Here is a 21,698-nt window from a genome sequence, read left to right as displayed (position 1 = left end):
GGAGAGAAACAATGGCAATTGTTAAATGTAAACCGACATCTCCGGGTCGTCGCCACGTAGTTAAAGTGGTGAACCCAGAGCTGCACAAAGGCAAGCCATACGCCCCACTGCTGGAAAAAAACAGCAAGTCTGGTGGTCGTAACAACAACGGTCGTATCACTACTCGTCATATCGGTGGTGGTCACAAGCGTGCATATCGTATTGTTGACTTTAAACGCAACAAAGACGGTATCCCAGCAGTTGTTGAACGTCTTGAGTATGATCCGAACCGTTCTGCAAATATTGCATTGGTTCTGTACAAAGATGGTGAGCGTCGTTACATCCTGGCCCCTAAAGGCCTGAAAGCTGGTGATCAGATCCAATCTGGTGTTGATGCAGCAATTAAAGCAGGTAATACCCTGCCTATGCGTAACATCCCAGTAGGTTCTACTGTACACAACGTAGAAATGAAACCTGGCAAGGGCGGCCAATTGGCACGTTCTGCTGGCGCATATGTGCAAATTATTGCACGTGATGGTTCCTACGTGACCCTGCGTCTTCGTTCTGGTGAAATGCGTAAAGTCGAAGCTGACTGCCGTGCGACACTAGGTGAAGTTGGTAATGCAGAGCATATGCTCCGCGTACTTGGTAAAGCAGGTGCAACTCGCTGGCGTGGTGTTCGTCCTACCGTTCGCGGTACTGCAATGAACCCAGTCGATCACCCGCACGGTGGTGGTGAAGGTCGTAACTTTGGTAAGCACCCGGTAACTCCGTGGGGCGTTCAAACCAAAGGTAAGAAGACCCGTAGCAACAAGCGTACTGATAAGTTTATCGTACGTCGCCGTAGCAAAAAATAATATTAGAGGATAAGCCATGCCACGTTCTCTCAAGAAAGGTCCTTTTATTGACCTGCACTTGCTGAAGAAGGTAGAGAAAGCGGTGGAAAGCGGAGACAAGAAGCCTTTGCGCACTTGGTCCCGTCGTTCAACGATCTTTCCTAACATGATCGGTTTGACCATCGCTGTCCATAATGGTCGTCAGCACGTACCTGTATTTGTTTCCGATGAAATGGTCGGTCACAAGTTAGGTGAATTTGCGCCGACTCGTACTTATCGCGGCCACGCGGCTGATAAGAAAGCTAAGAAACGCTAAGGCAGGAGGAAGAGATGGAAACTATCGCTAAACATCGCCACGCTCGTTCTTCTGCGCAGAAGGTTCGTCTGGTAGCGGATCTCGTACGCGGTAAGAAAGTGTCGCAGGCTCTGGATATTCTAACCTACACCAATAAGAAAGCGGCTGTATTGGTTAAGAAAGTCTTAGAATCTGCCATTGCTAACGCTGAACACAACGATGGCGCTGACATTGATGATCTGAAAGTTACGAAAATTTTCGTAGACGAAGGCCCAAGCATGAAGCGTATTATGCCGCGTGCAAAAGGTCGTGCAGATCGTATCCTGAAGCGCACCAGCCACATTACTGTGGTTGTGTCCGATCGCTGAGACTCTGGAGACTAGCAATGGGTCAGAAAGTACATCCTAATGGTATTCGCCTGGGTATTGTTAAACCCTGGAACTCTACTTGGTTCGCCAATACCAAAGAATTCGCTGACAACCTAGACAGCGATTTTAAAGTACGTCAGTTCCTGACTAAAGAACTGGCTAAAGCGTCTGTATCTCGTATCGTTATCGAGCGCCCAGCGAAAAGCATCCGTGTGACTATTCACACTGCTCGCCCTGGCATCGTTATCGGTAAAAAAGGTGAAGACGTAGAAAAACTGCGTACGGTCGTCGCGAAAATCGCTGGCGTTCCTGCTCAGATCAATATCGCTGAAGTCCGTAAACCGGAACTTGACGCTAAATTGGTTGCTGACAGCATTACTTCACAGCTGGAACGTCGTGTTATGTTCCGTCGTGCTATGAAGCGTGCTGTACAGAACGCAATGCGTCTTGGCGCTAAAGGAATTAAAGTTGAAGTTAGTGGCCGTTTAGGCGGAGCAGAGATCGCACGTACCGAATGGTACCGTGAAGGTCGTGTTCCATTGCACACTCTACGTGCAGACATTGACTACAACACTTCTGAAGCGCACACCACTTATGGTGTAATCGGCGTTAAGGTATGGATCTTCAAAGGTGAGATCCTGGGTGGTATGGCTGCTGTTGAACAATCGGAAAAACCGGCTGCTCAACCTAAAAAGCAGCAGCGTAAAGGCCGTAAGTAAGGAGAGTCGCTATGTTACAACCAAAGCGTACGAAATTCCGTAAAGTGCACAAAGGCCGTAACCGCGGTCTAGCGCAAGGCACGGATATCAGCTTCGGTACTTTCGGTCTGAAAGCTGTTGGCCGTGGTCGTCTGACTGCACGTCAGATCGAAGCAGCACGTCGTGCTATGACCCGTGCAGTTAAGCGTCAAGGTAAAATTTGGATCCGTGTATTCCCGGACAAACCAATTACTGAAAAGCCGCTTGAAGTGCGTATGGGTAAAGGTAAGGGTAACGTAGAGTATTGGGTTGCCCTAATCCAGCCTGGCAAAGTCCTGTATGAAATGGACGGCGTACCAGAAGAGCTGGCCCGTGAGGCATTTAAGCTGGCAGCAGCAAAACTGCCTATCAAAACCACCTTTGTAACTAAGACGGTGATGTAATGAAAGCAACTGAGCTGCGTGAAAAAAGTGTTGAAGAATTGAACACTGAGCTGCTTAACCTCCTGCGTGAACAGTTTAACCTGCGCATGCAGGCAGCATCTGGACAGCTACAGCAGACCCATCTGCTGAAACAAGCTCGTCGTGATGTTGCACGCGTTAAGACTTTACTGACTCAAAAGGCGGGTGCGTAATGACTGATAAAATTCGTACTTTGCAAGGTCGTGTTGTTAGTGACAAAATGCAAAAATCTGCAGTTGTTGCTATCGAACGTTTCGTGAAACACCCAATTTACGGTAAATTCATCAAACGTACGACTAAGCTTCACATCCATGATGAGAACAATGAATGTGGTATTGGTGACGTGGTTGAAATCCGCGAATGCCGTCCACTGTCAAAGACTAAGTCTTGGACACTTGTTCGTGTTGTGGAAAAAGCGGTTCTGTAATAGAATCACTTTTCTGTGAAAACAGATAGACGGCTCGCAAGAGCCGTTTATTTTTTCTACCCATCTGCGAGAAGCGGTGTTATAATGCCGCGCCCTCGGTAATGGGGCTTTTAAACGACCTAGTAATTGTAGGTCCCGAAGTAGTAGTTGACATTAGCGGAGCACTAAAATGATCCAAGAACAGACTATGCTAAACGTCGCCGACAACTCCGGTGCACGTAGCGTAATGTGTATCAAGGTTCTGGGTGGCTCGCACCGTCGCTACGCAGGCGTCGGTGATATCATCAAAGTTACCATCAAGGAAGCAATTCCACGTGGTAAAGTTAAGAAAGGTGATGTCCTGAAGGCGGTAGTGGTGCGCACCAAGAAGGGTGTTCGTCGCCCCGACGGTTCTGTCATTCGCTTCGATGGTAATGCATGCGTTATTTTAAATAATAACAGCGAGCAACCTATCGGAACGCGTATTTTTGGGCCGGTAACTCGTGAACTTCGTACTGAAAAGTTCATGAAAATTATCTCTCTGGCACCAGAAGTACTCTAAGGAGCGAGCCATGGCAGCTAAAATCCGTTGTAACGACGAAGTTATCGTGTTAACCGGTAAAGATAAAGGTAAACGCGGTAAAGTAAAAAATGTATTGTCTTCCAACAAAGTTATCGTTGAAGGGATCAACCTGGTTAAGAAACATCAGAAGCCTGTACCGGCTATGAACCAACCAGGTGGCATCGTTGAGAAAGAAGCAGCAATCGAGCTTTCCAACCTTGCAATCTTCAATGCGGCTACTGGTAAGGCAGACCGTGTAGGCTTTAGATTTGAAGACGGCAAAAAAGTCCGTTTTTTCAAGTCTAATAGCGAAACTATCAAGTAATTTGGAGTAGTACGATGGCGAAACTGCATGATTACTACAAAGACGAAGTAGTTAAGAAGCTCATGACTGAGTTTAACTACAATTCAGTCATGCAAGTCCCTCGGGTCGAGAAGATTACCCTGAACATGGGTGTTGGTGAAGCGATTGCTGATAAGAAACTGCTGGATAACGCAGCGGCTGATTTAGCAGCAATCTCCGGTCAAAAGCCGCTAGTCACCAAAGCACGCAAATCTGTTGCAGGCTTCAAAATCCGTCAGGGCTATCCGATCGGCTGTAAAGTAACCCTGCGTGGCGAACGTATGTGGGAATTCTTTGACCGCCTGATCACTATTGCTGTACCGCGTATTCGTGACTTCCGTGGTTTATCTGCGAAGTCTTTCGATGGACGTGGTAACTACAGCATGGGTGTCCGTGAGCAGATCATCTTCCCAGAAATCGACTACGATAAAGTCGATCGCGTCCGTGGTTTGGATATTACCATTACCACTACTGCGAAATCTGATGATGAAGGCCGTGCTCTGCTGGCAGCCTTTAACTTCCCGTTCCGTAAGTAAGGTAGGGTTACTAATGGCTAAGCAATCAATGAAAGCACGCGAAGTTAAGCGTGTAAAATTAGCAGACAAATTCTTCGCGAAACGCGCTGAACTGAAAGCGATCATTTCTGATGTGAACGCTACCGACGAAGATCGTTGGAATGCTGTTCTAAAGCTTCAGTCACTGCCGCGTGATTCCAGCCCGTCCCGTCAGCGTAATCGTTGCCGTCAAACTGGCCGTCCACACGGTTATGTAGGTAAGTTCGGGTTGAGCCGTATCAAGCTACGTGAAGCCGCTATGCGCGGTGAAGTACCTGGCTTGAAAAAGGCTAGCTGGTAATTGTCACCAATTGAATCACGGGAGTAGACACTGATGAGCATGCAAGATCCGATCGCGGATATGCTGACCCGTATCCGTAACGGTCAGTCCGCGAACAAAGTTGCGGTCACCATGCCTTCCTCCAAGCTGAAATTGGCGATTGCCAACGTGCTGAAGGAAGAAGGTTATATTGAAGATTTTAAAATTGAAGGCGACATCAAGCCAGAACTCGAAGTTACGTTAAAGTACTTTGAAGGAAAGGCTGTTGTAGAAAGCATTCAGCGAGTAAGCCGCCCAGGCCTGCGCATCTATAAAAGAAAAGATGAGCTGCCAAAAGTTATGGCTGGTTTAGGTATCGCAGTTGTTTCTACATCTAAAGGTGTTATGACTGATCGTGCAGCGCGCCAAGCTGGTCTTGGTGGCGAAATTATCTGCTACGTAGCGTAATCGGAGGGTAAAATGTCTCGTGTTGCTAAAGCACCTGTCGTTGTTCCTGCCGGCGTCGACGTAAAAATCAACGGTCAGGAAGTATCGATTAAAGGTAAGAACGGCGAGCTGTCTCGTACTATCAACAAAGCTGTTGAAGTTAAACATGCAGATAACGCGTTAACTTTCGCTCCGCGCGAAGGCTTCGCCGATGCATGGGCACAAGCAGGTACTGCGCGTGCTCTGTTAAACTCAATGGTTATCGGTGTTACCGAAGGCTTCACTAAGAAGCTGCAGTTAGTCGGTGTTGGTTATCGTGCGGCTATTAAAGGTTCTTCAGTGAACCTCTCTCTGGGCTTTTCTCATCCAGTTGAGCACCAATTGCCTGCGGGAATCACTGCTGAATGTCCTACTCAAACTGAAATCGTACTGAAAGGTGCTGATAAGCAGGTGATTGGACAGGTTGCAGCTGACTTGCGCGCCTACCGTCGTCCTGAGCCTTATAAAGGCAAGGGTGTCCGTTACGCCGACGAAGTCGTGCGTATCAAAGAGGCTAAGAAGAAGTAAGGTAACACTATGGATAAGAAATCTGCTCGTATCCGTCGTGCGACCCGTGCGCGTCGCAAGCTCAAAGAGCTGGGTGCTACTCGCCTGGTGGTACATCGTACCCCGCGTCACATCTACGCACAGGTAATCGCTCCGAACGGTTCCGAAGTTCTGGTTGCTGCTTCTACTATAGAAAAAGCTATCGCTGAACAACTGAAGTACACTGGTAACAAGGACGCAGCAATTGCAGTAGGTAAAGCTATTGCAGAGCGCGCTATCGAGAAAGGCATCACAGGTGTTTCTTTCGATCGTTCTGGTTTCCAATATCATGGTCGTGTCCAGGCACTGGCAGATGCTGCCCGTGAAGCTGGCCTTCAGTTCTAAGGTAGAGGTCTAAGATGTCACACATCGAGAAACAAGCTGGCGAACTGCAGGAAAAACTGATCGCGGTAAACCGTGTTTCTAAAACTGTTAAAGGTGGTCGTATCTTCTCTTTCACAGCATTGACTGTGGTAGGTGATGGTAATGGTCGCGTAGGTTTTGGTTACGGTAAAGCGCGCGAAGTTCCAGCAGCAATCCAGAAAGCGATGGAAAAAGCCCGTCGCAACATGGTAAATGTCGCGCTGACTAACGGTACCCTACAACACCCTGTAAAAGGTGTTCATACTGGTTCCCGTGTGTTCATGCAGCCGGCTTCTGAAGGTACAGGTATCATTGCCGGTGGTGCAATGCGTGCAGTACTAGAAGTCGCTGGAGTACATAACGTTCTTTCTAAAGCGTATGGTTCTACTAACCCGATTAACGTGGTTCGTGCAACTATCGATGGTCTGAGCAATATGAAATCTCCGGATATGGTCGCTGCCAAGCGTGGTAAATCCGTTGAAGAAATTCTGGGGTAATTATCATGGCTAAGACTATTAAAATTACTCAAACCCGCAGTGCAATCGGTCGTCTGCCTAAACATAAGGCAACACTTCTGGGCTTAGGGTTACGTCGCATTGGTCATACTGTTGAACGTGAGGATACTCCTGCGGTTCGTGGTATGGTTAACGCAGTTTCCTACATGGTTAAAGTGGAGGAGTAACAGATGCGTTTAAATACTCTGTCTCCGGCCGAAGGGTCTAAGCACGCCGCTAAGCGTTTAGGTCGTGGTATTGGTTCTGGCGTCGGTAAAACCGGTGGCCGTGGTCACAAAGGTCAGAAATCTCGTTCTGGCGGTGGCGTACGTCGCGGTTTTGAAGGTGGTCAGATGCCTTTATACCGTCGTCTACCAAAATTTGGTTTCACCTCTCGCAAATCAATGGTTACTACAGAGATTCGTCTGTCTGACCTTGCGAAAGTTGAAGGCGGTATCGTTGACCTGAACACGCTGAAAGCAGCAAACATTATTGGTGTACAGATTGAATTTGCAAAAGTAATTCTTTCTGGTGAAGTTACTGCACCAGTAACCATTCGTGGTCTGCGCGTCACTAAAGGTGCTCGTGCGGCTATCGAAGCTGCTGGCGGTAAAATCGAGGAATAATTGAGCTGATGGCTAAACAACCGGGATTAGATTTTCAAAGTGCCAAGGGTGGGCTAGGTGAACTAAAACGCAGACTAATGTTTGTAATTGGTGCCCTAATCGTCTTCCGAATTGGTTCTTTTATTCCAATTCCTGGTATTGATGCCACAGTTCTTGCTAAATTGCTCGAGCAACAGCGTGGCACCATCATTGATATGTTTAACATGTTCTCTGGTGGTGCTCTTAGTCGTGCCTCTATCTTTGCATTGGGTATAATGCCGTATATTTCTGCGTCCATTATTATTCAACTATTAACTGTGGTTCATCCCGCACTGGCAGAGATAAAGAAAGAAGGGGAGTCTGGTCGTCGTAAGATTAGCCAGTATACCCGCTACGGCACACTCGTTCTGGCTGTGTTTCAGGCAATCGGTATTGCTACCGGTTTGCCTAATATGCCAGGCATGCAAGGTTTAGTTATTAATCCTGGTATTGCATTTTACGTTACCGCTGTTGTAAGCCTAGTCACTGGAACAATGTTCCTTATGTGGTTAGGTGAACAGATTACTGAGCGAGGTATCGGTAACGGTATCTCAATCATTATCTTCGCTGGTATTGTTGCGGGTCTTCCGCAGGCCGTTGGCCATACCATCGAGCAAGCACGGCAAGGCGGCCTACACTTCCTCTTATTATTGTTGGTTGCAGTTCTGGTATTCGCAGTGACTTACTTTGTTATATTTGTTGAGCGTGGACAACGTCGTATCGTTGTTAACTACGCAAAACGCCAACAAGGTCGTCGTGTGTATGCTGCGCAAAGTACACATTTACCTTTAAAAGTGAATATGGCCGGTGTTATTCCTGCTATTTTTGCTTCCAGTATCATCCTGTTTCCAGCGACGTTAACGTCTTGGTTCGGGGGAAGTACCGGGTGGTCATGGTTAAGTGCTATTTCGGATAATTTAGCACCAGGTCAGCCACTTTATGTGTTACTATACGCAACTGCTATCATCTTCTTCTGCTTTTTCTATACTGCGTTGGTGTTTAACCCGCGTGAAACGGCAGATAATTTGAAGAAGTCAGGCGCATTTGTACCGGGTATTCGTCCGGGAGAGCAAACGGCGAGGTACATCGATAAAGTGATGACGCGTCTTACTCTTATTGGCGCCCTGTATATTACTTTTATCTGCCTGATCCCGGAGTTCATGCGTGATGCGATGAATGTTCCATTTAGCTTTGGTGGTACATCACTGCTAATTGTCGTCGTTGTTATCATGGACTTTATGGCTCAAGTGCAAACTCTGATGATGTCAAGTCAATACGAGTCTGCATTGAAAAAAGCAAACCTAAAAGGCCAAGGCCGTTAATTTAGGCGCTTGAGAAGTTACGGAGAGTAAAAATGAAAGTTCGTGCTTCCGTCAAGAAAATGTGTCGTAACTGTAAAATTGTTCGTCGCGACGGCGTCGTGCGTGTGATTTGCAGCGTAGAACCTAAGCATAAACAGCGTCAAGGCTGATTTATTGCAGATTTTTCTTGCAAAGTCGGGTTGAGCTGGCTAGATTAGCCAGCCAATCTTTTTATGTAAGTGTATTCTTCATTTGAGTATCCTGAAAACGGGCTTTTCAGCATGAGAATACAGTTAATTAGTAATAGGAGTGCATAGTGGCCCGTATAGCAGGCATTAACATTCCTGATCATAAACACACTGTCATCGCATTAACTGCGATCTTCGGTATCGGTAAGACTCGTTCAAAAGCCATTTGTGCTTCTACGGGTATTGCTGAAGATGTTAAGATCAGTGAGCTGTCTGAAGAACAAATTGAGCAACTGCGTGAAGCAGTTGGCAAGTTCGTTGTTGAAGGTGATCTGCGTCGTGAAGTTACCCTGAGCATCAAGCGTCTTATGGACCTTGGTTGTTATCGTGGTTTGCGTCATCGTCGTGGTCTTCCGGTTCGCGGTCAGCGTACCAAGACCAATGCACGTACCCGTAAGGGTCCGCGCAAACCGATCAAGAAATAATCGGGGTGAGTAAATAATGGCAAAGGCACCAGTTCGTGCACGTAAGCGTGTAAGAAAACAAGTTTCAGATGGCGTGGCTCATGTCCATGCGTCTTTTAACAACACCATCGTTACTATTACTGATCGTCAGGGTAACGCACTGGGTTGGGCAACAGCCGGTGGTTCCGGTTTCCGTGGTTCACGTAAATCTACGCCGTTCGCTGCTCAGGTCGCTGCAGAGCGCTGTGCAGAAGCTGTAAAAGATTACGGTATTAAGAACCTAGAAGTCATGGTAAAGGGTCCGGGTCCAGGCCGCGAATCTACGATTCGTGCTCTGAACGCCGCAGGTTTCCGCATCACTAATATTACTGATGTGACTCCGATCCCTCACAACGGTTGTCGTCCGCCTAAGAAACGCCGCGTATAACGCGTCCGTTTCTAGGTAAGTTGGAGAAAGAAAATGGCAAGATATTTGGGTCCTAAGCTCAAGCTGAGCCGTCGTGAGGGCACTGACTTATTCCTTAAGTCTGGCGTTCGCGCGATTGATTCCAAGTGTAAGATTGAACAAGCCCCTGGTCAACACGGAGCGCGTAAACCGCGTCTGTCTGACTACGGCGGTCAATTACGTGAAAAACAAAAAGTTCGTCGTATGTACGGTGTTCTTGAGCGTCAATTCCGTAATTATTATCAAGAAGCAGCTCGTCTGAAAGGCAACACAGGTGAAAACCTGCTGGCTCTGCTAGAAGGTCGTCTGGATAACGTTGTTTACCGTATGGGCTTTGGTGCTACACGTGCAGAAGCACGCCAGTTAGTTAGCCATAAGTCAATCATGGTAAATGGTCACGTTGTTAACATCGCTTCTTATCAGGTAACTCCGAATGATGTTGTTAGCATTCGTGAGAAAGCCAAAAAGCAAGCTCGCGTAAAGGCGGCTCTTGAGCTGTCAGAACAGCGTGAAAAGCCAACCTGGCTGGAAGTTGATGCAGCTAAGATGGAAGGTGTGTTCAAGCGTCAGCCTGAGCGTACAGATCTGTCTGCGGACATTAACGAGCACCTGATCGTCGAGCTTTACTCTAAGTAAAGCTTGAGTACCAAAGAGAGGACACAATGCAGGGTTCTGTGACAGAGTTTCTAAAACCGCGCCTGGTAGATATCGAGCAAGTGAGTTCGACGCACGCCAAGGTGACCCTTGAACCATTAGAGCGTGGCTTTGGCCATACTCTAGGTAACGCACTGCGCCGTATTCTGCTTTCATCCATGCCGGGTTGCGCGGTGACCGAGGTTGAAATTGATGGTGTGCTTCATGAGTACAGCACCAAAGAGGGAATTCAGGAAGATATCCTAGAAATCCTGCTCAACCTGAAAGGGCTTGCGGTAAGAGTTCAAGGTAAAGATGAAGTTATCTTAACATTGAATAAATCTGGCATTGGCCCTGTGACTGCAGCCGATATCACCCATGATGGTGATGTCGAAATCGTCAAGCCACAGCACGTAATTTGCCACCTGACTGATGAAAATGCATCATTAAATATGCGTATCAAAGTTCAACGTGGTCGTGGTTATGTGCCGGCTTCTGCCCGAATTCATTCGGAAGAAGATGAGCGCCCAATTGGACGTTTGTTAGTCGATGCTTGCTACAGCCCTGTAGACCGTATAGCCTACAATGTTGAAGCAGCTCGCGTAGAGCAACGTACAGATTTGGACAAGCTAGTCATCGAAATGGAAACTAACGGCACAATCGATCCTGAAGAGGCGATTCGTCGTGCGGCAACCATTCTGGCTGAACAACTCGATGCTTTTGTTGACTTACGTGATGTTCGTCAACCAGAAGTTAAGGAAGAGAAACCAGAATTCGATCCGATCTTGCTGCGCCCTGTTGACGATCTGGAATTGACTGTCCGCTCTGCTAACTGCTTGAAAGCAGAAGCTATCCACTACATCGGTGATCTGGTACAACGTACCGAGGTTGAGCTTCTTAAGACGCCAAACTTGGGTAAAAAATCTCTTACTGAGATTAAAGACGTGCTGGCTTCACGTGGACTTTCTCTTGGCATGCGCCTCGAAAATTGGCCACCTGCAAGCATTGCAGATGAGTAACCGGATCACAGGTTAAGGTTTCACTGAGAAGGATAAGGTCATGCGCCATCGTAAGAGTGGTCGTCAACTGAACCGTAACAGCAGCCATCGCCAGGCTATGTTCCGTAACATGGCTGGTTCATTAGTCCGTCACGAAATTATCAAGACGACTTTACCAAAGGCTAAAGAACTACGTCGCGTTGTTGAGCCGCTGATTACACTTGCTAAGACTGACAATGTTGCAAACCGTCGTCTAGCATTCGCCCGTACTCGTGATAACGAGATCGTGGCAAAATTATTTAATGAGTTAGGCCCGCGTTTCGCGAGCCGTACTGGTGGTTACACTCGTATTCTTAAGTGTGGCTTCCGTGCTGGTGACAATGCTCCGATGGCTTACATCGAGCTCGTTGATCGTCCAGAAGCTCAGGCTGAAGCTGCAGAGTAATCTGCCTGCTGATGCAATAAAAAAACCCGCTTCGGCGGGTTTTTTTATTGACTGAATTTAGTGAGGGGATATTTATGCTATTCCTTGAAGCTCTTGTTGAGCGTTCTATTAAAGAGGCTATCGAGCAAGGTCAGTTCGATAATCTTCCCGGTGCCGGTCGACCTCTTTTACTCGATGATGATAGTCTTGTCCCAGAGAATTTACGAATGTCTTATCGGATAATGAAAATGAGCGGTTATCTCCCAGAGGAGTTGCAACTCAGACAAGATGCATTGAATCTTCAGACACTTATTATACATGCTACCAATACTGAAGAACGAAATGGTTATCATGCAGAACTAACCTTAGTTAAAACGAAACTCGTTCACGCAGGATTTACGATAGATTTTCTCGATAAAAGTGATTATGCAGATGCCGTTAAAGAGAGATTGTTGAAGAGAAACTGTAAATAAAAAAGCCATAACGTTCGTGTTATGGCTTCTCAGTGTAACGTGAAGATTATTTTGTTTTCAATAAATCACGGATTTCTGTCAGTAATACTTCCTCAGCACTAGGCTTAGGTGCAGGTTTTTCAACTTCTTTCTTCTTATAAAGTTTATTCATTACTTTGATCGCTAAGAAAATAGCAAATGCAATGATGATGAAATCAAAGATCGACTGGATGAAAATACCGTATTGCATAACAACCGCAGGAGTTTCGCCAACGGCAGGTTTTAATGTCCAAGCCATATTTTTGAAATCGATTCCACCAATCAATAAACCTAATGGTGGCATAATAATGTTGGCGACCAATGAAGAAACTATTTTGCCGAATGCAGCACCAATCACTACACCAACAGCTAAATCGACAACATTCCCGCGCATTGCAAAATCACGAAACTCTTTAAATAAACTCATGCAGGCTATTCCCTTATAAGATGAATGAAAGCGTACTTTACTAAAATATAATTTATATTACTACGCATCTTTCCAATCAATCATCGCGACTTGCTATAAGAAAAAGGGACTTGGCTGAAAAAGTTTCTCTACGTCACGGACGTATTTTTTATCTGTTAAAAAGAGTATGACGTGGTCAGCTTGTTCAATTCGGGTATTATCGTTGGCAATAATCACCTCATCTCCTCTGACAACTGCGCCGATAATAGTTCCAGGTGGGAGTTTGATTTCTTGAATAGTACGCCCTACTACTCTCGACGTATTTTCTTCGCCGTGTGCAACAGCCTCGATCGCTTCAGCAATACCTCTGCGCAGTGAGTGAACACTCACGATATCAGCTTTTCTAACATGACCAAGCAGAGCAGAAATTGTCGCTTGTTGTGGGGAGATGGCGATATCGATAACACTACCTTGAACTAAATCAACGTAAGCACGTCTCTGAATCAATACCATTGCTTTTTTAGCACCCATCTTTTTGGCGAGCATTGCAGACATGATATTTGCTTCATCATCATTGGTGACGGCAATGAAAAGATCAACCTGATCGATATTCTCTTCTGCTAAAAGCTCTTGATCGGAAGCATCACCATAGAATACCGTTGTATTGTTTAACTGTTGAGCGAGTTCTGCTGCGCGTTCTTTATTATGCTCAATCAATTTAATGCTGTATTGTTTTTCAAGTTTTTTAGCCAATCCAAACCCAATATTTCCACCACCGACGAGCATTATTCTTTTATAAGGTTTTTCAAGGCGTTGCATTTCACTCATTACCGCCCGAATATGTTGGTTGGCAGCAATAAAAAAGACTTCGTCCCCAGCTTCTATAATCGTTGTACCTTGTGGGCGGATCGGACGATCCTGCCTAAAAATGGCAGTGACTCGACTTTCTATATGTGGCATATGTTCGCGCATCGTCGAAAGTGGATTTCCAACTAATGGCCCGCCATAGTAGGCTTTCACAACCGCTAGGCTGACTTTATCATCGGCAAAATTAACAACCTGTAATGCACCTGGATATTCGATTAACCTGAAAATATTATCAATCACTAGTTGTTCTGGGGCAATCAAATGGTCAATAGGAATAGCTTCTGGAATGAACAGCTTATCCATATCACGTAGATAATCAGATGCGCGAATTCTTGCAATTCTGTTCGGCGTATTGAAGAGGGTGTAGGCGATCTGGCAGGCTATCATATTGGTTTCATCCGAGCTCGTAACAGCAACCAACATGTCAGCATCTTCTGCACCGGCTTCTTCTAAGGTGCTAGGATGCGATCCTGATCCGGTTACTACCCGTAAGTCGAACTTATCTTGTAAACTCCGTAACCGTGTAGGATCCGTATCGACAACCGTTACATCATTATTTTCGCCCACTAAATTCTCTGCAAGAGTGCCACCGACTTGGCCCGCACCCAGGATAATAATTTTCATTGTCGTGACACTCTTATCGTCGAATTATTTTTTTAAGATTTTTGCATAGAAGAAACCATCACCGCCTAGTTCGGAAGGGAGAACTTGTAGTCCATTGTTGCCTCCTCCAGGTAAAATCTCGTGGATTGCTTCGGGATGTTGGCTAAGAAAAGTATTAATTTGACGGCTATTTTCTTCAGGAAGAATTGAACAGGTCGCATAAAGTAAAGTTCCCCCAGATTTAAGCCGTTTCCATGCTGCTTCAAGGATCTCTTTTTGTAATGAAGCAAGTTCAGCGATATCGTTATCTCTTCTTAGCCACTTTATATCTGGATGCCGACGAATAACGCCGGTCGCAGAGCAAGGGGCATCAAGTAGAATACGATCGAAGTATTGATCATCGAGCCACTGTTCTGGGTAGCGTCCATCTCCACAAATTAACGTTGCGGTTAAATTCAAACGCTCTAAGTTTTCCGCCACTCTTGATAAACGTTGTGCATCGACGTCAACAGCAGTAACTTCTGCGGTACTAGCTAATTCGAGTATATGCGTAGTTTTACCACCGGGTGCAGCGCAAATATCCAATATTTTTTCACCGGGTTGTGGATCTAAATACAGCGAACAACGTTGGGCCGATAAATCTTGTACGGTCACCCATCCCTCCTTAAAGCCAGGAAGTGCAGTGACACCAACAGGTTTTTCTAAGCAGAGTGCTTGTGGGGATAAAGCAGTTGCTGTAGCGTCGAAGCCTGATTCTTGTAATAGAACAAGCCAACGGTCTCTTGAGATATAACTCTGATTAACCCTTAGCCACATCGGGGGACGACTATTATTGGCTTCTAAGATAGATACCCAATCATCAGGCCACGCTGCTTTAATGCGGGTAATAAACCATGATGGGTGCAGATAACGTATTGGGTCTGCAATATTATCAAACGTAAACTCAGTTTCGCGACGTTGGTAGGTTCTTAAAACTCCGTTAACAAGACCTTTTAGACTCTGGCGTTTTAAAAAAACAGCGGCTTGTACCGTTTCCGCAATAGCGGCATGTGGGGGAACTCGAGTATGCCGCAGTTGGTACAGACCTACCATAATTACATAGTGAATAATACGTTGCTTACCCTTCATCGGCTTGTCCATAAGCTGAAGAATAATATAATCGAGTTGAGGTAAATAACGTATTACGCCGAAACTTAATTCTTGAAGGAGCGCTCGGTCTTTTTCAGCGAGCAGCCTTTGTGCAGCTGGGAGAACTGTTGATAAAGATTGACCTTTATCAATAACCTGCTCAATCAGTTGTGCAGCAATCCCGCGCAGGTTAGTTATATTTTTCATTAATTACTCATCGGGTGATTAGAGCCGGGAGGCTTTCTAATTTAATACAGTTCCAGGGATGAACCATTCTTGTCGTGAGTTAAGCAGGTCCTGTGCAGACATAGCTTTCTTACCTGCGGGCTGCATAATTTCTAAGTTTAGAATGCCTTCGCTGGTCGCAACCTGAATACCCGATCTCTCTGCAGCAAGGATCGTTCCCGGCGTATAAGATTCGTGACTGGCTATGACCGAAGCTCGCCAAACTTTAATACTTTGCTCATTGACGACAAAGTAGCTAAAGGGCCAAGGATTAAAAGCTCGAATACAGCGTTCTAAAGCAGATGCAGAGAGATTCCAGTCCAATCGTGCTTCTTCTTTACTCAGTTTATGGGCGTAGGTTGCGAGAGTATTATCTTGCTTTTCAGGTGTTAACTGATTCTGTTCTAACAAAATCAAGCTATCAAGTAAGGCTTGTGGGCCTAGTTGGGCAAGTTTATCGTATAACGTGGCGCTGGTATCTTCAGGCGTAATAGGACAAGATACTTTAAATAACATATCACCAGTATCCAAGCCGACGTCCATTTGCATAATAGTAATACCAGTCATTGTGTCACCGGCCCACAGCGCTCGTTGGATTGGTGCAGCACCGCGCCATGTTGGGAGTAGTGAACCGTGCACGTTTAAACAGCCAAGCTTTGGCATTTCCAATACTTTCGCCGGCAATAATAATCCATAAGCCACTACAATCATAACGTCAGCATTAAGCTCAGCAACTAATTGCTGCTGTTCAGCACTCCGCAATGATTCAGGTTGAAATACTGGAATCCCTTTTTCTTCAGCAAGTACTTTCACCGGAGACGGCATCAGTTTCTTCCCTCGTCCTGCAGGACGATCAGGTTGCGTGAAAACGCCTACAACTTGATAAGAAGAACTGAGTAAAACTTCAAGGTGTTTAGCAGCAAAATCTGGCGTTCCGGCAAATATTATTTTTAAGGAATCTGACACTGTACCGTTCTCTCGGTGATGATTAAGGATTATCCGCGGTGGTTCTGGCGCGCAAGTTTCTCTAGTTTCTGACGAATACGTTGACGTTTTAAAGGAGAAAGGTAGTCAATGAAAAGTTTTCCCTCTAAGTGGTCAATTTCATGTTGGATACAGATCGCGAGTAAGCCATCAGCTTCTAATGTGAACTGTTCACCGTCACGATTCAATGCTTGTACTGTCACTTTCTCAGCACGAGGGACAAGCGCTCGCTGTTCTGGGATGGAGAGACAACCTTCCTCAATTCCTGTTTCACCACATTTATTTAGGATTTCAGGGTTAATGAGCACCAGTCGTTCATTTCTTTCTTCAGAGACGTCGATAACAATGATTCGTTGGTGAATGTCTACTTGAGTTGCGGCCAATCCGATACCTTCTTCCGCGTACATCGTTTCAAACATATCATCGACGATTTGTTTGATTTCCGCGGTAATTTGATCAACTGGCTTCGCTACTTTGCGAAGCCGCTCATCAGGATAATGTAGGACTTGTAACACTGACATATATTTCCAAATTTCTATTCTAAAAAAGTTAATTATCTATCTTTATTGTAGCCTTTTCACTGCATGATTGACAGTCTTGATAAGGTGGAGGAATGAGCTAATGCAAACGATAGAAAATGATATGGAAATCTGGTTACGTTGTTCAGCAATAAAGAATATGAAGTATCACTATCGCGTCCAGCTCATTGATACTTTATGCCAGTTACCTGTTATTAATCGGGAGTCACTTCGTTTTCTTAAGCTTTCTGAGCGGCAGATTAGTCAATATTATCATGCTATCTCTGCTGAAGAGATAGCTCGTGCTCAAGAGTGGATAAGAGGGGAAAATCATTACTTTATTCATTATCGCCATAGCCAGTATCCCTCATCCCTTAAGCAATGCGTGACGGCGCCTCTATATCTTTTTGCTATCGGTAATATAGGGTTATTAACTAAAGTTCAATTAGCTATTGTGGGGAGTCGTCACTGTACCTATTACGGTAAATACTGGGCTGAAATTTTTGCTAGTGGAATTGCCAATCACAATGTAGTCGTGACAAGTGGTCTTGCTTTGGGGATTGATACTATCGCACACCGTGCGGCGCTCTCTGTGTCTGGATCAACGATTGCTGTACTGGGAAGTGGTCTTGAACACATTTATCCACGTGAGAATAGTGAACTATTTCAAAAAATTATCCATAACCAAGGATTAGTGATTAGCGAATTTCCATTAAATGCTCACCCCAAGGCAGCTCATTTTCCAAGAAGAAATCGTATTATTAGCGGATTGAGTGTTGGAACTTTAGTTGTTGAGGCTTCCCTTCGTAGTGGCTCTTTAATTACAGCGCGGTATGCCTTAGAACAAAATAGGAACGTGTATGCACTTCCTGGTTCTCTGAGTAGTCCCGAATCAGCGGGTTGTCATTGGCTCATTCAGCAAGGTGGGCTACTTGTTAAAGAAGTTGCCGATATTATTGAAGACATACATCCTGCACATCCTTCTGTGCTATATCCCGCTCTTCAGTCAATAAATTTTGCAGAGAGTGATAAAGTACCATTGCCATTTGCCGATCTCTTGGCTAACGTAGGAGATGAAGTAACATCTGTTGACGTTGTCGCTGAACGTGCCGGCCAACCTGTGCCAGAGACAGTTGTAGCCTTACTAGAACTGGAGTTAGCAGGATGGATCGCAGCTGTACCCGGCGGCTATGTCCGATTAAGGAGGGCAAGCCATGTTCGACGTTCTAATGTACTTGTTTGAAACATATATCCACAGCGAAATTGAAACTCAGGTGGATCAGGATAAGTTGACTAATGACTTAACTGATGCCGGTTTTCACCAAGAAGATATCTATAATGCTTTGAGCTGGTTGGAAAAACTTGCTGATTATCAAGATGGCTTAGTTGAACCATTACTTATGCTTAATGACCCTCTCTCTGCTCGTATTTATACGGAACAAGAGAGCATGAAATTAGATGCTGAATGTCGTGGCTTCATATTGTTGCTTGAACAGATGCAAGTTCTGAATATTGAAACGCGTGAAATGGTTATTGAACGCGTAACTGCTCTGGATACCCAGTCATTTGAGTTGGACGATCTAAAATGGGTAATCTTGATGGTACTATTCAATATTCCTGGATGTGAAAACGCTTACCAACAGATGGAAGAGCTTTTATTCGATGTGACTGATAAAGTTATCCACTGAGAATTGTTTTAATTGTGAAATCATGTCCAAAATCGAGTTATTTTCTATAGCGCAGCAAGAGCTCTGCCCGCAGTGCGGAGCAGAGCTCGTTATTCGTTCAGGTAAGCATGGTCCATTTCTGGGCTGCTCTACATATCCTCAATGTAATTATATTCGCTCATTAATACCGTCATCTGATGGACATATTGTGAAGGTTCTCGAAAATCACCCATGTCCTAAATGCAGTGCTGATAAGGCATTAAGACAGGGCCGCTATGGCATGTTTATTGGCTGCACACAGTTTCCTGAATGTGATTACTCCGAAGCGATCACCCAAGCAGATTCAACGCAGATTCCTTGTCCTGAATGTCAGCATGGAACGTTAGTCAAAAGACAATCACGATTTGGTAAAACGTTTTATGCTTGTTCAGACTATCCCAAGTGTCGCTATGCACTTAATCATCTGCCTATAAATGATGTCTGTCCTCATTGTGGTTTCAAGCTACTCTATACAAAAAAGAGTGCTAAAGGTCTAAAAACCTTCTGCGCCAATAAACAATGTGGAATCGAAGTTATTTCTATTTCTGAAGAGTGAATTCATGCCCAACATCAACTACCAAGATTCATTCAGCCGCTGCCTTGTGGCACTGAATGAGGGAAACGTTATTGCTTATCCAACAGAAGCTGTTTTTGGTCTCGGTTGTGACCCAGATAATCAACAAGCGGTTGAAAAATTATTATTACTTAAGCAGAGGCCAGTAGAAAAAGGACTTATCCTTATTGCGGCTTCCTACGAACAGTTACTACCTTATATTGCGACTAATAAAATTAGCGCAGAACAGACAGAAAGAATGTTAAAACATTGGCCCGGTCCAGTAACATTCGTTGTGCCAGCATCCACATATGCGCCTAAGTGGATAACTGGAAAATTTGATAGTATTGCTGTCCGCGTTACAGATCATCCGGTAGCAAGGTTACTTTGCGAATCTTTAGGTAAACCGCTAGTGTCGACGAGCGCAAATTTATCAGGTCAGCCTCCGGCGCGAGTTTGGGGGGATGTAATGACACAGTTTGGGGATGACTTCAGTGTCGTTATGGCTCCGACTGGTGGCCGTGAAAATCCCTCTGAAATAAGGGATGCGCTAACTGGTGAACGTATAAGGGAAGGGTAATCGAATGAATACAAACGAGTTCGTGGTCATGGGCAATCCAATATCACACAGTAAATCACCATTCATTCACCAACAATTTAGTGAGCAGACGGTAATTCAACATCGTTATGGGCGTTTACTCATAGAGCTAGATAATTTTGAAAATGCGGCACGAGATTTTTTTCAACGAGGTGGGAAAGGGGCGAATGTTACCCTACCTTTTAAACAAGAGGCCTTTAAACTCGCGGATAAGCTCACCGCACGAGCCAAATGCGCGGGTGCCGTTAATACGCTCAAACTTTTAGAAACGGGTGAAATACTCGGAGATAATACGGATGGTATTGGTTTAGTGTCGGATATTCATCGACATTTTAGCTTAAAAGCAAATGCTAAAATTTTGATCCTAGGAGCTGGTGGTGCGGCGAGAGGAGTGGTACAGCCTTTACTCGGTTGTGGTTATCAACTCTCTCTGAGTAATAGAACTGAGTCTAAAGCTGAGGCGATGATTGAAGACTTTAAGGATATCGGTTTACTTCGTCTGCATAAAGCCGATGATACCTATAATGATTATGACCTCGTGATTAATGCAACGTCCAGTGGCGTATCTGAGGAAGTTCCACTGCTGGATGAACAATGCTTCAAGCCATCAACATGCTGTTATGACATGTTTTATAAGGTGGGTAACACCGCGTTCATCAACTGGGTGGTGAGCTTAGGTGTGAACAACACTGCAGATGGCCTCGGTATGTTGGTCGGTCAAGCAGCTCATGCATTTCATCTTTGGCACGGTGTTATGCCGGAGGTCGAACCCGTAATTAACATATTACGTAAAGAGATGGCTCAATGAATCAGGCAATACATTTTTTAGAAGATGAATACTTGGATCAAGAGCGCCAAGCGATAATTTTTTCCGCGTTATCACAGGGTAATAAGTTAGCGTGCGGGCTCAGTATCGTAACATTAAGTCAGCTATTTGAAGAAGGTGAACCCTTAACCATTTTTAACCGGTACCGCTGGGACATTGAAGAGATGGCTGAAAAAGTGATTAATGCCCAGCAGGATGATGCCCAAGGATATTATTGGTTGTCCAAGTAAATTTGCTTCCAATCTCTATAATTGTCCGAGGACTGTTTCAGGCTATGTATCTCTTCAGCAGTTAATTGGCGTATTTGTCTAACCGGATTACCCAGGTATAAAAAACCACTACTTAACCTTTTTCTTGGTGGAATAAGGCTTCCGGCGCCAATCAACACGTCATCTTCGATCTCTGCTCCATCAAGAAGAATACTTCCCATTCCAACGATCACTCTGTTACCTATTGAACAGCCGTGAAGCATTACTTTATGACCAATGGTTACATCATTGCCAATGATAAGGGGATAGCCGGACGGGTTCTTCTGTGAACGATGTGTGACATGCAGAACGGAACCATCTTGTATATTAGTTCTCATCCCGATCGTAATCGTATTAACATCGCCGCGTATAACAACTAACGGCCATATACTTGAATGATCCTTAATGATCACATTACCAATAATAACAGCAGAAGGATCAATCATAACCTCTTGTCCAATTTTTGGGGTATGTCCGTTGAAAGCGCGTAGAGAGTTCTGCATGGCGTTTTAACCTTAATTACAGTGTGTAGCGGCCTAGAATTGTGTATTAGAACAACGATATGATTTATTTTTGCACGGAATGATTTAATTATCACCACTTGGTAAAAAAGTTTAAGTAATCCCTTGCGCTCTCGGCGGAACTCCCTATAATGCGCATCCACTGACACGGCAAAGCACGATACGCAGCGCGGTGACAGGCACTAAAGCAATTTAGTCCAGGAGAAAAAATCAAAATAATGATTGACTCCTGAGGTGAAGCGAGTAATATACGCCACCTCGCGACAACGAGTTAAAA

Annotated in this window: 37 protein-coding genes; 31 read left to right on the top strand and 6 right to left on the bottom strand. The window is 45.1% G+C overall.

Annotation, left to right across the window (positions count from 1 at the left end):
- The first annotated feature begins 11 nt into the window (after positions 1-11).
- The 25 genes from rplB to HGT73_RS07635 all read left to right on the top strand — a co-directional run bounded on the left by rplB (position 12) and on the right by HGT73_RS07635 (position 12,220).
- Positions 12-836, top strand: coding sequence for a 50S ribosomal protein L2 (gene rplB, locus HGT73_RS07755; protein WP_048912856.1), 825 nt, complete (start codon positions 12-14; stop codon positions 834-836).
- A 16-nt stretch (positions 837-852) separates the two neighbouring features.
- The gene (rpsS, locus tag HGT73_RS07750) at positions 853-1,131 is read left to right on the top strand and encodes a 30S ribosomal protein S19 (protein WP_004929772.1); all 279 of its coding nucleotides are present in this window, start codon (positions 853-855) and stop codon (positions 1,129-1,131) included.
- 14 nt (positions 1,132-1,145) lie between these two features.
- Positions 1,146-1,478 carry a 50S ribosomal protein L22 gene (rplV, locus tag HGT73_RS07745; RefSeq protein WP_000447532.1) on the top strand — a complete coding sequence of 111 codons (333 nt, stop codon included), beginning with the start codon at positions 1,146-1,148 and terminating at the stop codon, positions 1,476-1,478.
- Between the two features lie 17 nt (positions 1,479-1,495).
- Positions 1,496-2,197, top strand: a complete 702-nt coding sequence (rpsC, locus tag HGT73_RS07740; protein WP_048912855.1) for a 30S ribosomal protein S3 — start codon at positions 1,496-1,498, stop codon at positions 2,195-2,197.
- A gap of 11 nt (positions 2,198-2,208) precedes the next feature.
- Entirely contained in the window at positions 2,209-2,619 is a 411-nt protein-coding gene (rplP, locus tag HGT73_RS07735) for a 50S ribosomal protein L16 (RefSeq protein WP_014542598.1), read from the top strand.
- Positions 2,619-2,810 (top strand): 50S ribosomal protein L29, encoded by a 192-nt coding sequence (rpmC, locus tag HGT73_RS07730; RefSeq protein ID WP_048912854.1) that lies wholly within the window; start codon positions 2,619-2,621, stop codon positions 2,808-2,810. The genes rplP and rpmC overlap by 1 nt, the downstream gene beginning before the upstream one ends.
- Positions 2,810-3,064: a 30S ribosomal protein S17 gene (rpsQ, locus tag HGT73_RS07725; RefSeq protein ID WP_013510766.1), complete on the top strand. Its 255-nt coding sequence runs from the start codon at positions 2,810-2,812 to the stop codon at positions 3,062-3,064. Before rpmC ends, rpsQ begins: the two co-directional genes overlap by 1 nt.
- A 169-nt stretch (positions 3,065-3,233) precedes the next feature.
- Positions 3,234-3,605, top strand: a complete 372-nt coding sequence (gene rplN / locus HGT73_RS07720; RefSeq protein ID WP_048912853.1) for a 50S ribosomal protein L14 — start codon at positions 3,234-3,236, stop codon at positions 3,603-3,605.
- A 10-nt stretch (positions 3,606-3,615) separates the two neighbouring features.
- Complete coding sequence (gene rplX / locus HGT73_RS07715; protein WP_214213325.1) at positions 3,616-3,930, top strand: 50S ribosomal protein L24; 315 nt, start codon at positions 3,616-3,618, stop codon at positions 3,928-3,930.
- A gap of 14 nt (positions 3,931-3,944) precedes the next feature.
- Positions 3,945-4,484 carry a 50S ribosomal protein L5 gene (gene rplE / locus HGT73_RS07710; protein WP_214213323.1) on the top strand — a complete coding sequence of 180 codons (540 nt, stop codon included), beginning with the start codon at positions 3,945-3,947 and terminating at the stop codon, positions 4,482-4,484.
- A 13-nt stretch (positions 4,485-4,497) separates the two neighbouring features.
- A complete protein-coding gene (gene rpsN / locus HGT73_RS07705; protein ID WP_214213321.1) occupies positions 4,498-4,803 on the top strand; it encodes a 30S ribosomal protein S14 in 306 nt (101 codons plus the stop codon).
- Between the two features lie 33 nt (positions 4,804-4,836).
- The gene (rpsH, locus tag HGT73_RS07700) at positions 4,837-5,229 is read left to right on the top strand and encodes a 30S ribosomal protein S8 (RefSeq protein ID WP_048912849.1); all 393 of its coding nucleotides are present in this window, start codon (positions 4,837-4,839) and stop codon (positions 5,227-5,229) included.
- 12 nt (positions 5,230-5,241) lie between these two features.
- Positions 5,242-5,775 (top strand): 50S ribosomal protein L6, encoded by a 534-nt coding sequence (rplF, locus tag HGT73_RS07695; protein ID WP_214213319.1) that lies wholly within the window; start codon positions 5,242-5,244, stop codon positions 5,773-5,775.
- Positions 5,776-5,784: 9 nt separating this feature from the next.
- Positions 5,785-6,138, top strand: coding sequence for a 50S ribosomal protein L18 (rplR, locus tag HGT73_RS07690; protein ID WP_048912847.1), 354 nt, complete (start codon positions 5,785-5,787; stop codon positions 6,136-6,138).
- Positions 6,139-6,152: 14 nt separating this feature from the next.
- On the top strand, positions 6,153-6,653 hold the full coding sequence (gene rpsE, locus HGT73_RS07685) for a 30S ribosomal protein S5 (RefSeq protein WP_048912846.1): 501 nt from the start codon (positions 6,153-6,155) through the stop codon (positions 6,651-6,653).
- Positions 6,654-6,658: 5 nt separating this feature from the next.
- Positions 6,659-6,838, top strand: coding sequence for a 50S ribosomal protein L30 (gene rpmD, locus HGT73_RS07680; RefSeq protein ID WP_004846568.1), 180 nt, complete (start codon positions 6,659-6,661; stop codon positions 6,836-6,838).
- 3 nt (positions 6,839-6,841) lie between these two features.
- Entirely contained in the window at positions 6,842-7,276 is a 435-nt protein-coding gene (gene rplO / locus HGT73_RS07675) for a 50S ribosomal protein L15 (RefSeq protein WP_048912845.1), read from the top strand.
- 8 nt (positions 7,277-7,284) lie between these two features.
- Positions 7,285-8,616, top strand: coding sequence for a preprotein translocase subunit SecY (gene secY / locus HGT73_RS07670; RefSeq protein ID WP_048912844.1), 1,332 nt, complete (start codon positions 7,285-7,287; stop codon positions 8,614-8,616).
- Between the two features lie 32 nt (positions 8,617-8,648).
- The gene (rpmJ, locus tag HGT73_RS07665; RefSeq protein ID WP_071433402.1) at positions 8,649-8,765 is read left to right on the top strand and encodes a 50S ribosomal protein L36; all 117 of its coding nucleotides are present in this window, start codon (positions 8,649-8,651) and stop codon (positions 8,763-8,765) included.
- Positions 8,766-8,911: 146 nt separating this feature from the next.
- A complete protein-coding gene (gene rpsM, locus HGT73_RS07660; RefSeq protein ID WP_038016625.1) occupies positions 8,912-9,268 on the top strand; it encodes a 30S ribosomal protein S13 in 357 nt (118 codons plus the stop codon).
- Between the two features lie 16 nt (positions 9,269-9,284).
- Positions 9,285-9,674, top strand: a complete 390-nt coding sequence (gene rpsK, locus HGT73_RS07655; RefSeq protein ID WP_004160563.1) for a 30S ribosomal protein S11 — start codon at positions 9,285-9,287, stop codon at positions 9,672-9,674.
- Positions 9,675-9,707: 33 nt separating this feature from the next.
- Positions 9,708-10,328, top strand: coding sequence for a 30S ribosomal protein S4 (gene rpsD / locus HGT73_RS07650; protein ID WP_214213317.1), 621 nt, complete (start codon positions 9,708-9,710; stop codon positions 10,326-10,328).
- Positions 10,329-10,354: 26 nt separating this feature from the next.
- Positions 10,355-11,344: a DNA-directed RNA polymerase subunit alpha gene (locus HGT73_RS07645; protein WP_214213315.1), complete on the top strand. Its 990-nt coding sequence runs from the start codon at positions 10,355-10,357 to the stop codon at positions 11,342-11,344.
- A 40-nt stretch (positions 11,345-11,384) separates the two neighbouring features.
- Positions 11,385-11,768 (top strand): 50S ribosomal protein L17, encoded by a 384-nt coding sequence (gene rplQ, locus HGT73_RS07640; protein ID WP_048912840.1) that lies wholly within the window; start codon positions 11,385-11,387, stop codon positions 11,766-11,768.
- Positions 11,769-11,842: 74 nt separating this feature from the next.
- Positions 11,843-12,220: a DnaJ family domain-containing protein gene (locus HGT73_RS07635; protein ID WP_214213313.1), complete on the top strand. Its 378-nt coding sequence runs from the start codon at positions 11,843-11,845 to the stop codon at positions 12,218-12,220.
- Between the two features lie 46 nt (positions 12,221-12,266).
- Here the strand turns inward: HGT73_RS07635 and mscL are convergent, their stop codons facing one another.
- From mscL to def, 5 genes are all read right to left on the bottom strand, one after another.
- A complete protein-coding gene (gene mscL, locus HGT73_RS07630) occupies positions 12,267-12,665 on the bottom strand; it encodes a large-conductance mechanosensitive channel protein MscL (RefSeq protein WP_214213311.1) in 399 nt (132 codons plus the stop codon).
- A gap of 93 nt (positions 12,666-12,758) precedes the next feature.
- Positions 12,759-14,135 (bottom strand): Trk system potassium transporter TrkA, encoded by a 1,377-nt coding sequence (gene trkA, locus HGT73_RS07625; protein ID WP_214213309.1) that lies wholly within the window; start codon positions 14,133-14,135, stop codon positions 12,759-12,761.
- Between the two features lie 24 nt (positions 14,136-14,159).
- A complete protein-coding gene (gene rsmB / locus HGT73_RS07620) occupies positions 14,160-15,449 on the bottom strand; it encodes a 16S rRNA (cytosine(967)-C(5))-methyltransferase RsmB (RefSeq protein WP_214213307.1) in 1,290 nt (429 codons plus the stop codon).
- A gap of 36 nt (positions 15,450-15,485) precedes the next feature.
- Positions 15,486-16,433 (bottom strand): methionyl-tRNA formyltransferase, encoded by a 948-nt coding sequence (gene fmt, locus HGT73_RS07615; protein WP_214213305.1) that lies wholly within the window; start codon positions 16,431-16,433, stop codon positions 15,486-15,488.
- 29 nt (positions 16,434-16,462) lie between these two features.
- Complete coding sequence (gene def, locus HGT73_RS07610; RefSeq protein ID WP_214213303.1) at positions 16,463-16,972, bottom strand: peptide deformylase; 510 nt, start codon at positions 16,970-16,972, stop codon at positions 16,463-16,465.
- A 100-nt stretch (positions 16,973-17,072) separates the two neighbouring features.
- Here def and dprA point away from each other — a divergent pair, with 100 nt between their 5' ends.
- From dprA to HGT73_RS07580, 6 genes are read left to right on the top strand one after another with little or no spacing between them, the layout of a single operon-like run.
- The gene (dprA, locus tag HGT73_RS07605; protein WP_244968495.1) at positions 17,073-18,212 is read left to right on the top strand and encodes a DNA-protecting protein DprA; all 1,140 of its coding nucleotides are present in this window, start codon (positions 17,073-17,075) and stop codon (positions 18,210-18,212) included.
- Positions 18,184-18,657, top strand: coding sequence for a DUF494 family protein (locus tag HGT73_RS07600; RefSeq protein WP_214213301.1), 474 nt, complete (start codon positions 18,184-18,186; stop codon positions 18,655-18,657). The genes dprA and HGT73_RS07600 overlap by 29 nt, the downstream gene beginning before the upstream one ends.
- 22 nt (positions 18,658-18,679) lie before the next feature.
- The gene (locus HGT73_RS07595) at positions 18,680-19,231 is read left to right on the top strand and encodes a DNA topoisomerase family protein (RefSeq protein WP_214213299.1); all 552 of its coding nucleotides are present in this window, start codon (positions 18,680-18,682) and stop codon (positions 19,229-19,231) included.
- Positions 19,232-19,235: 4 nt separating this feature from the next.
- Entirely contained in the window at positions 19,236-19,808 is a 573-nt protein-coding gene (locus tag HGT73_RS07590; protein ID WP_214213296.1) for a Sua5/YciO/YrdC/YwlC family protein, read from the top strand.
- Between the two features lie 4 nt (positions 19,809-19,812).
- Positions 19,813-20,634 carry a shikimate dehydrogenase gene (aroE, locus tag HGT73_RS07585; RefSeq protein ID WP_214213294.1) on the top strand — a complete coding sequence of 274 codons (822 nt, stop codon included), beginning with the start codon at positions 19,813-19,815 and terminating at the stop codon, positions 20,632-20,634.
- Positions 20,631-20,882, top strand: coding sequence for a DUF1488 family protein (locus HGT73_RS07580; RefSeq protein WP_214213292.1), 252 nt, complete (start codon positions 20,631-20,633; stop codon positions 20,880-20,882). The genes aroE and HGT73_RS07580 overlap by 4 nt, the downstream gene beginning before the upstream one ends.
- Here HGT73_RS07580 and HGT73_RS07575 read toward each other — a convergent pair.
- Entirely contained in the window at positions 20,864-21,403 is a 540-nt protein-coding gene (locus HGT73_RS07575; RefSeq protein WP_214213290.1) for a gamma carbonic anhydrase family protein, read from the bottom strand. The genes HGT73_RS07580 and HGT73_RS07575 overlap by 19 nt on opposite strands.
- Positions 21,404-21,698: the final 295 nt, after the last annotated feature.

This window comes from Rosenbergiella australiborealis, from assembly GCF_018494035.1.
GTDB lineage: Bacteria > Pseudomonadota > Gammaproteobacteria > Enterobacterales > Enterobacteriaceae > Rosenbergiella > Rosenbergiella australiborealis.
The sequence above is the reverse complement of the archived record's forward strand: the minus strand, read 5'-3'. Positions and strand labels throughout refer to the sequence as shown.

What these genes read in the sequence shown, in the direction of transcription:
- rpsK (WP_004160563.1), top strand. Translation starts at nt 9,285, where the DNA reads ATGGCAAAGGCACCAGTTCGTGCACGTAAGCGTGTAAGAAAACAAGTT.
- HGT73_RS07645 (WP_214213315.1), top strand. Translation starts at nt 10,355, where the DNA reads ATGCAGGGTTCTGTGACAGAGTTTCTAAAACCGCGCCTGGTAGATATC.
- rplB (WP_048912856.1), top strand. Translation starts at nt 12, where the DNA reads ATGGCAATTGTTAAATGTAAACCGACATCTCCGGGTCGTCGCCACGTA.
- rpsQ (WP_013510766.1), top strand. Translation starts at nt 2,810, where the DNA reads ATGACTGATAAAATTCGTACTTTGCAAGGTCGTGTTGTTAGTGACAAA.
- aroE (WP_214213294.1), top strand. Translation starts at nt 19,813, where the DNA reads ATGAATACAAACGAGTTCGTGGTCATGGGCAATCCAATATCACACAGT.
- rpsE (WP_048912846.1), top strand. Translation starts at nt 6,153, where the DNA reads ATGTCACACATCGAGAAACAAGCTGGCGAACTGCAGGAAAAACTGATC.
- rpsN (WP_214213321.1), top strand. Translation starts at nt 4,498, where the DNA reads ATGGCTAAGCAATCAATGAAAGCACGCGAAGTTAAGCGTGTAAAATTA.
- rpsH (WP_048912849.1), top strand. Translation starts at nt 4,837, where the DNA reads ATGAGCATGCAAGATCCGATCGCGGATATGCTGACCCGTATCCGTAAC.
- rplR (WP_048912847.1), top strand. Translation starts at nt 5,785, where the DNA reads ATGGATAAGAAATCTGCTCGTATCCGTCGTGCGACCCGTGCGCGTCGC.
- rpmJ (WP_071433402.1), top strand. Translation starts at nt 8,649, where the DNA reads ATGAAAGTTCGTGCTTCCGTCAAGAAAATGTGTCGTAACTGTAAAATT.
- def (WP_214213303.1), bottom strand. Translation starts at nt 16,972, where the DNA reads ATGTCAGTGTTACAAGTCCTACATTATCCTGATGAGCGGCTTCGCAAA.
- rplO (WP_048912845.1), top strand. Translation starts at nt 6,842, where the DNA reads ATGCGTTTAAATACTCTGTCTCCGGCCGAAGGGTCTAAGCACGCCGCT.
- rpsS (WP_004929772.1), top strand. Translation starts at nt 853, where the DNA reads ATGCCACGTTCTCTCAAGAAAGGTCCTTTTATTGACCTGCACTTGCTG.
- dprA (WP_244968495.1), top strand. Translation starts at nt 17,073, where the DNA reads ATGCAAACGATAGAAAATGATATGGAAATCTGGTTACGTTGTTCAGCA.
- HGT73_RS07635 (WP_214213313.1), top strand. Translation starts at nt 11,843, where the DNA reads ATGCTATTCCTTGAAGCTCTTGTTGAGCGTTCTATTAAAGAGGCTATC.
- rplQ (WP_048912840.1), top strand. Translation starts at nt 11,385, where the DNA reads ATGCGCCATCGTAAGAGTGGTCGTCAACTGAACCGTAACAGCAGCCAT.
- rpmC (WP_048912854.1), top strand. Translation starts at nt 2,619, where the DNA reads ATGAAAGCAACTGAGCTGCGTGAAAAAAGTGTTGAAGAATTGAACACT.
- rpmD (WP_004846568.1), top strand. Translation starts at nt 6,659, where the DNA reads ATGGCTAAGACTATTAAAATTACTCAAACCCGCAGTGCAATCGGTCGT.
- mscL (WP_214213311.1), bottom strand. Translation starts at nt 12,665, where the DNA reads ATGAGTTTATTTAAAGAGTTTCGTGATTTTGCAATGCGCGGGAATGTT.
- rplN (WP_048912853.1), top strand. Translation starts at nt 3,234, where the DNA reads ATGATCCAAGAACAGACTATGCTAAACGTCGCCGACAACTCCGGTGCA.
- HGT73_RS07590 (WP_214213296.1), top strand. Translation starts at nt 19,236, where the DNA reads ATGCCCAACATCAACTACCAAGATTCATTCAGCCGCTGCCTTGTGGCA.
- HGT73_RS07600 (WP_214213301.1), top strand. Translation starts at nt 18,184, where the DNA reads ATGTTCGACGTTCTAATGTACTTGTTTGAAACATATATCCACAGCGAA.
- secY (WP_048912844.1), top strand. Translation starts at nt 7,285, where the DNA reads ATGGCTAAACAACCGGGATTAGATTTTCAAAGTGCCAAGGGTGGGCTA.
- rplP (WP_014542598.1), top strand. Translation starts at nt 2,209, where the DNA reads ATGTTACAACCAAAGCGTACGAAATTCCGTAAAGTGCACAAAGGCCGT.
- rplV (WP_000447532.1), top strand. Translation starts at nt 1,146, where the DNA reads ATGGAAACTATCGCTAAACATCGCCACGCTCGTTCTTCTGCGCAGAAG.
- HGT73_RS07595 (WP_214213299.1), top strand. Translation starts at nt 18,680, where the DNA reads ATGTCCAAAATCGAGTTATTTTCTATAGCGCAGCAAGAGCTCTGCCCG.
- rpsC (WP_048912855.1), top strand. Translation starts at nt 1,496, where the DNA reads ATGGGTCAGAAAGTACATCCTAATGGTATTCGCCTGGGTATTGTTAAA.
- rsmB (WP_214213307.1), bottom strand. Translation starts at nt 15,449, where the DNA reads ATGAAAAATATAACTAACCTGCGCGGGATTGCTGCACAACTGATTGAG.
- rpsD (WP_214213317.1), top strand. Translation starts at nt 9,708, where the DNA reads ATGGCAAGATATTTGGGTCCTAAGCTCAAGCTGAGCCGTCGTGAGGGC.
- HGT73_RS07575 (WP_214213290.1), bottom strand. Translation starts at nt 21,403, where the DNA reads ATGCAGAACTCTCTACGCGCTTTCAACGGACATACCCCAAAAATTGGA.
- rplF (WP_214213319.1), top strand. Translation starts at nt 5,242, where the DNA reads ATGTCTCGTGTTGCTAAAGCACCTGTCGTTGTTCCTGCCGGCGTCGAC.
- rplE (WP_214213323.1), top strand. Translation starts at nt 3,945, where the DNA reads ATGGCGAAACTGCATGATTACTACAAAGACGAAGTAGTTAAGAAGCTC.
- trkA (WP_214213309.1), bottom strand. Translation starts at nt 14,135, where the DNA reads ATGAAAATTATTATCCTGGGTGCGGGCCAAGTCGGTGGCACTCTTGCA.
- rplX (WP_214213325.1), top strand. Translation starts at nt 3,616, where the DNA reads ATGGCAGCTAAAATCCGTTGTAACGACGAAGTTATCGTGTTAACCGGT.
- HGT73_RS07580 (WP_214213292.1), top strand. Translation starts at nt 20,631, where the DNA reads ATGAATCAGGCAATACATTTTTTAGAAGATGAATACTTGGATCAAGAG.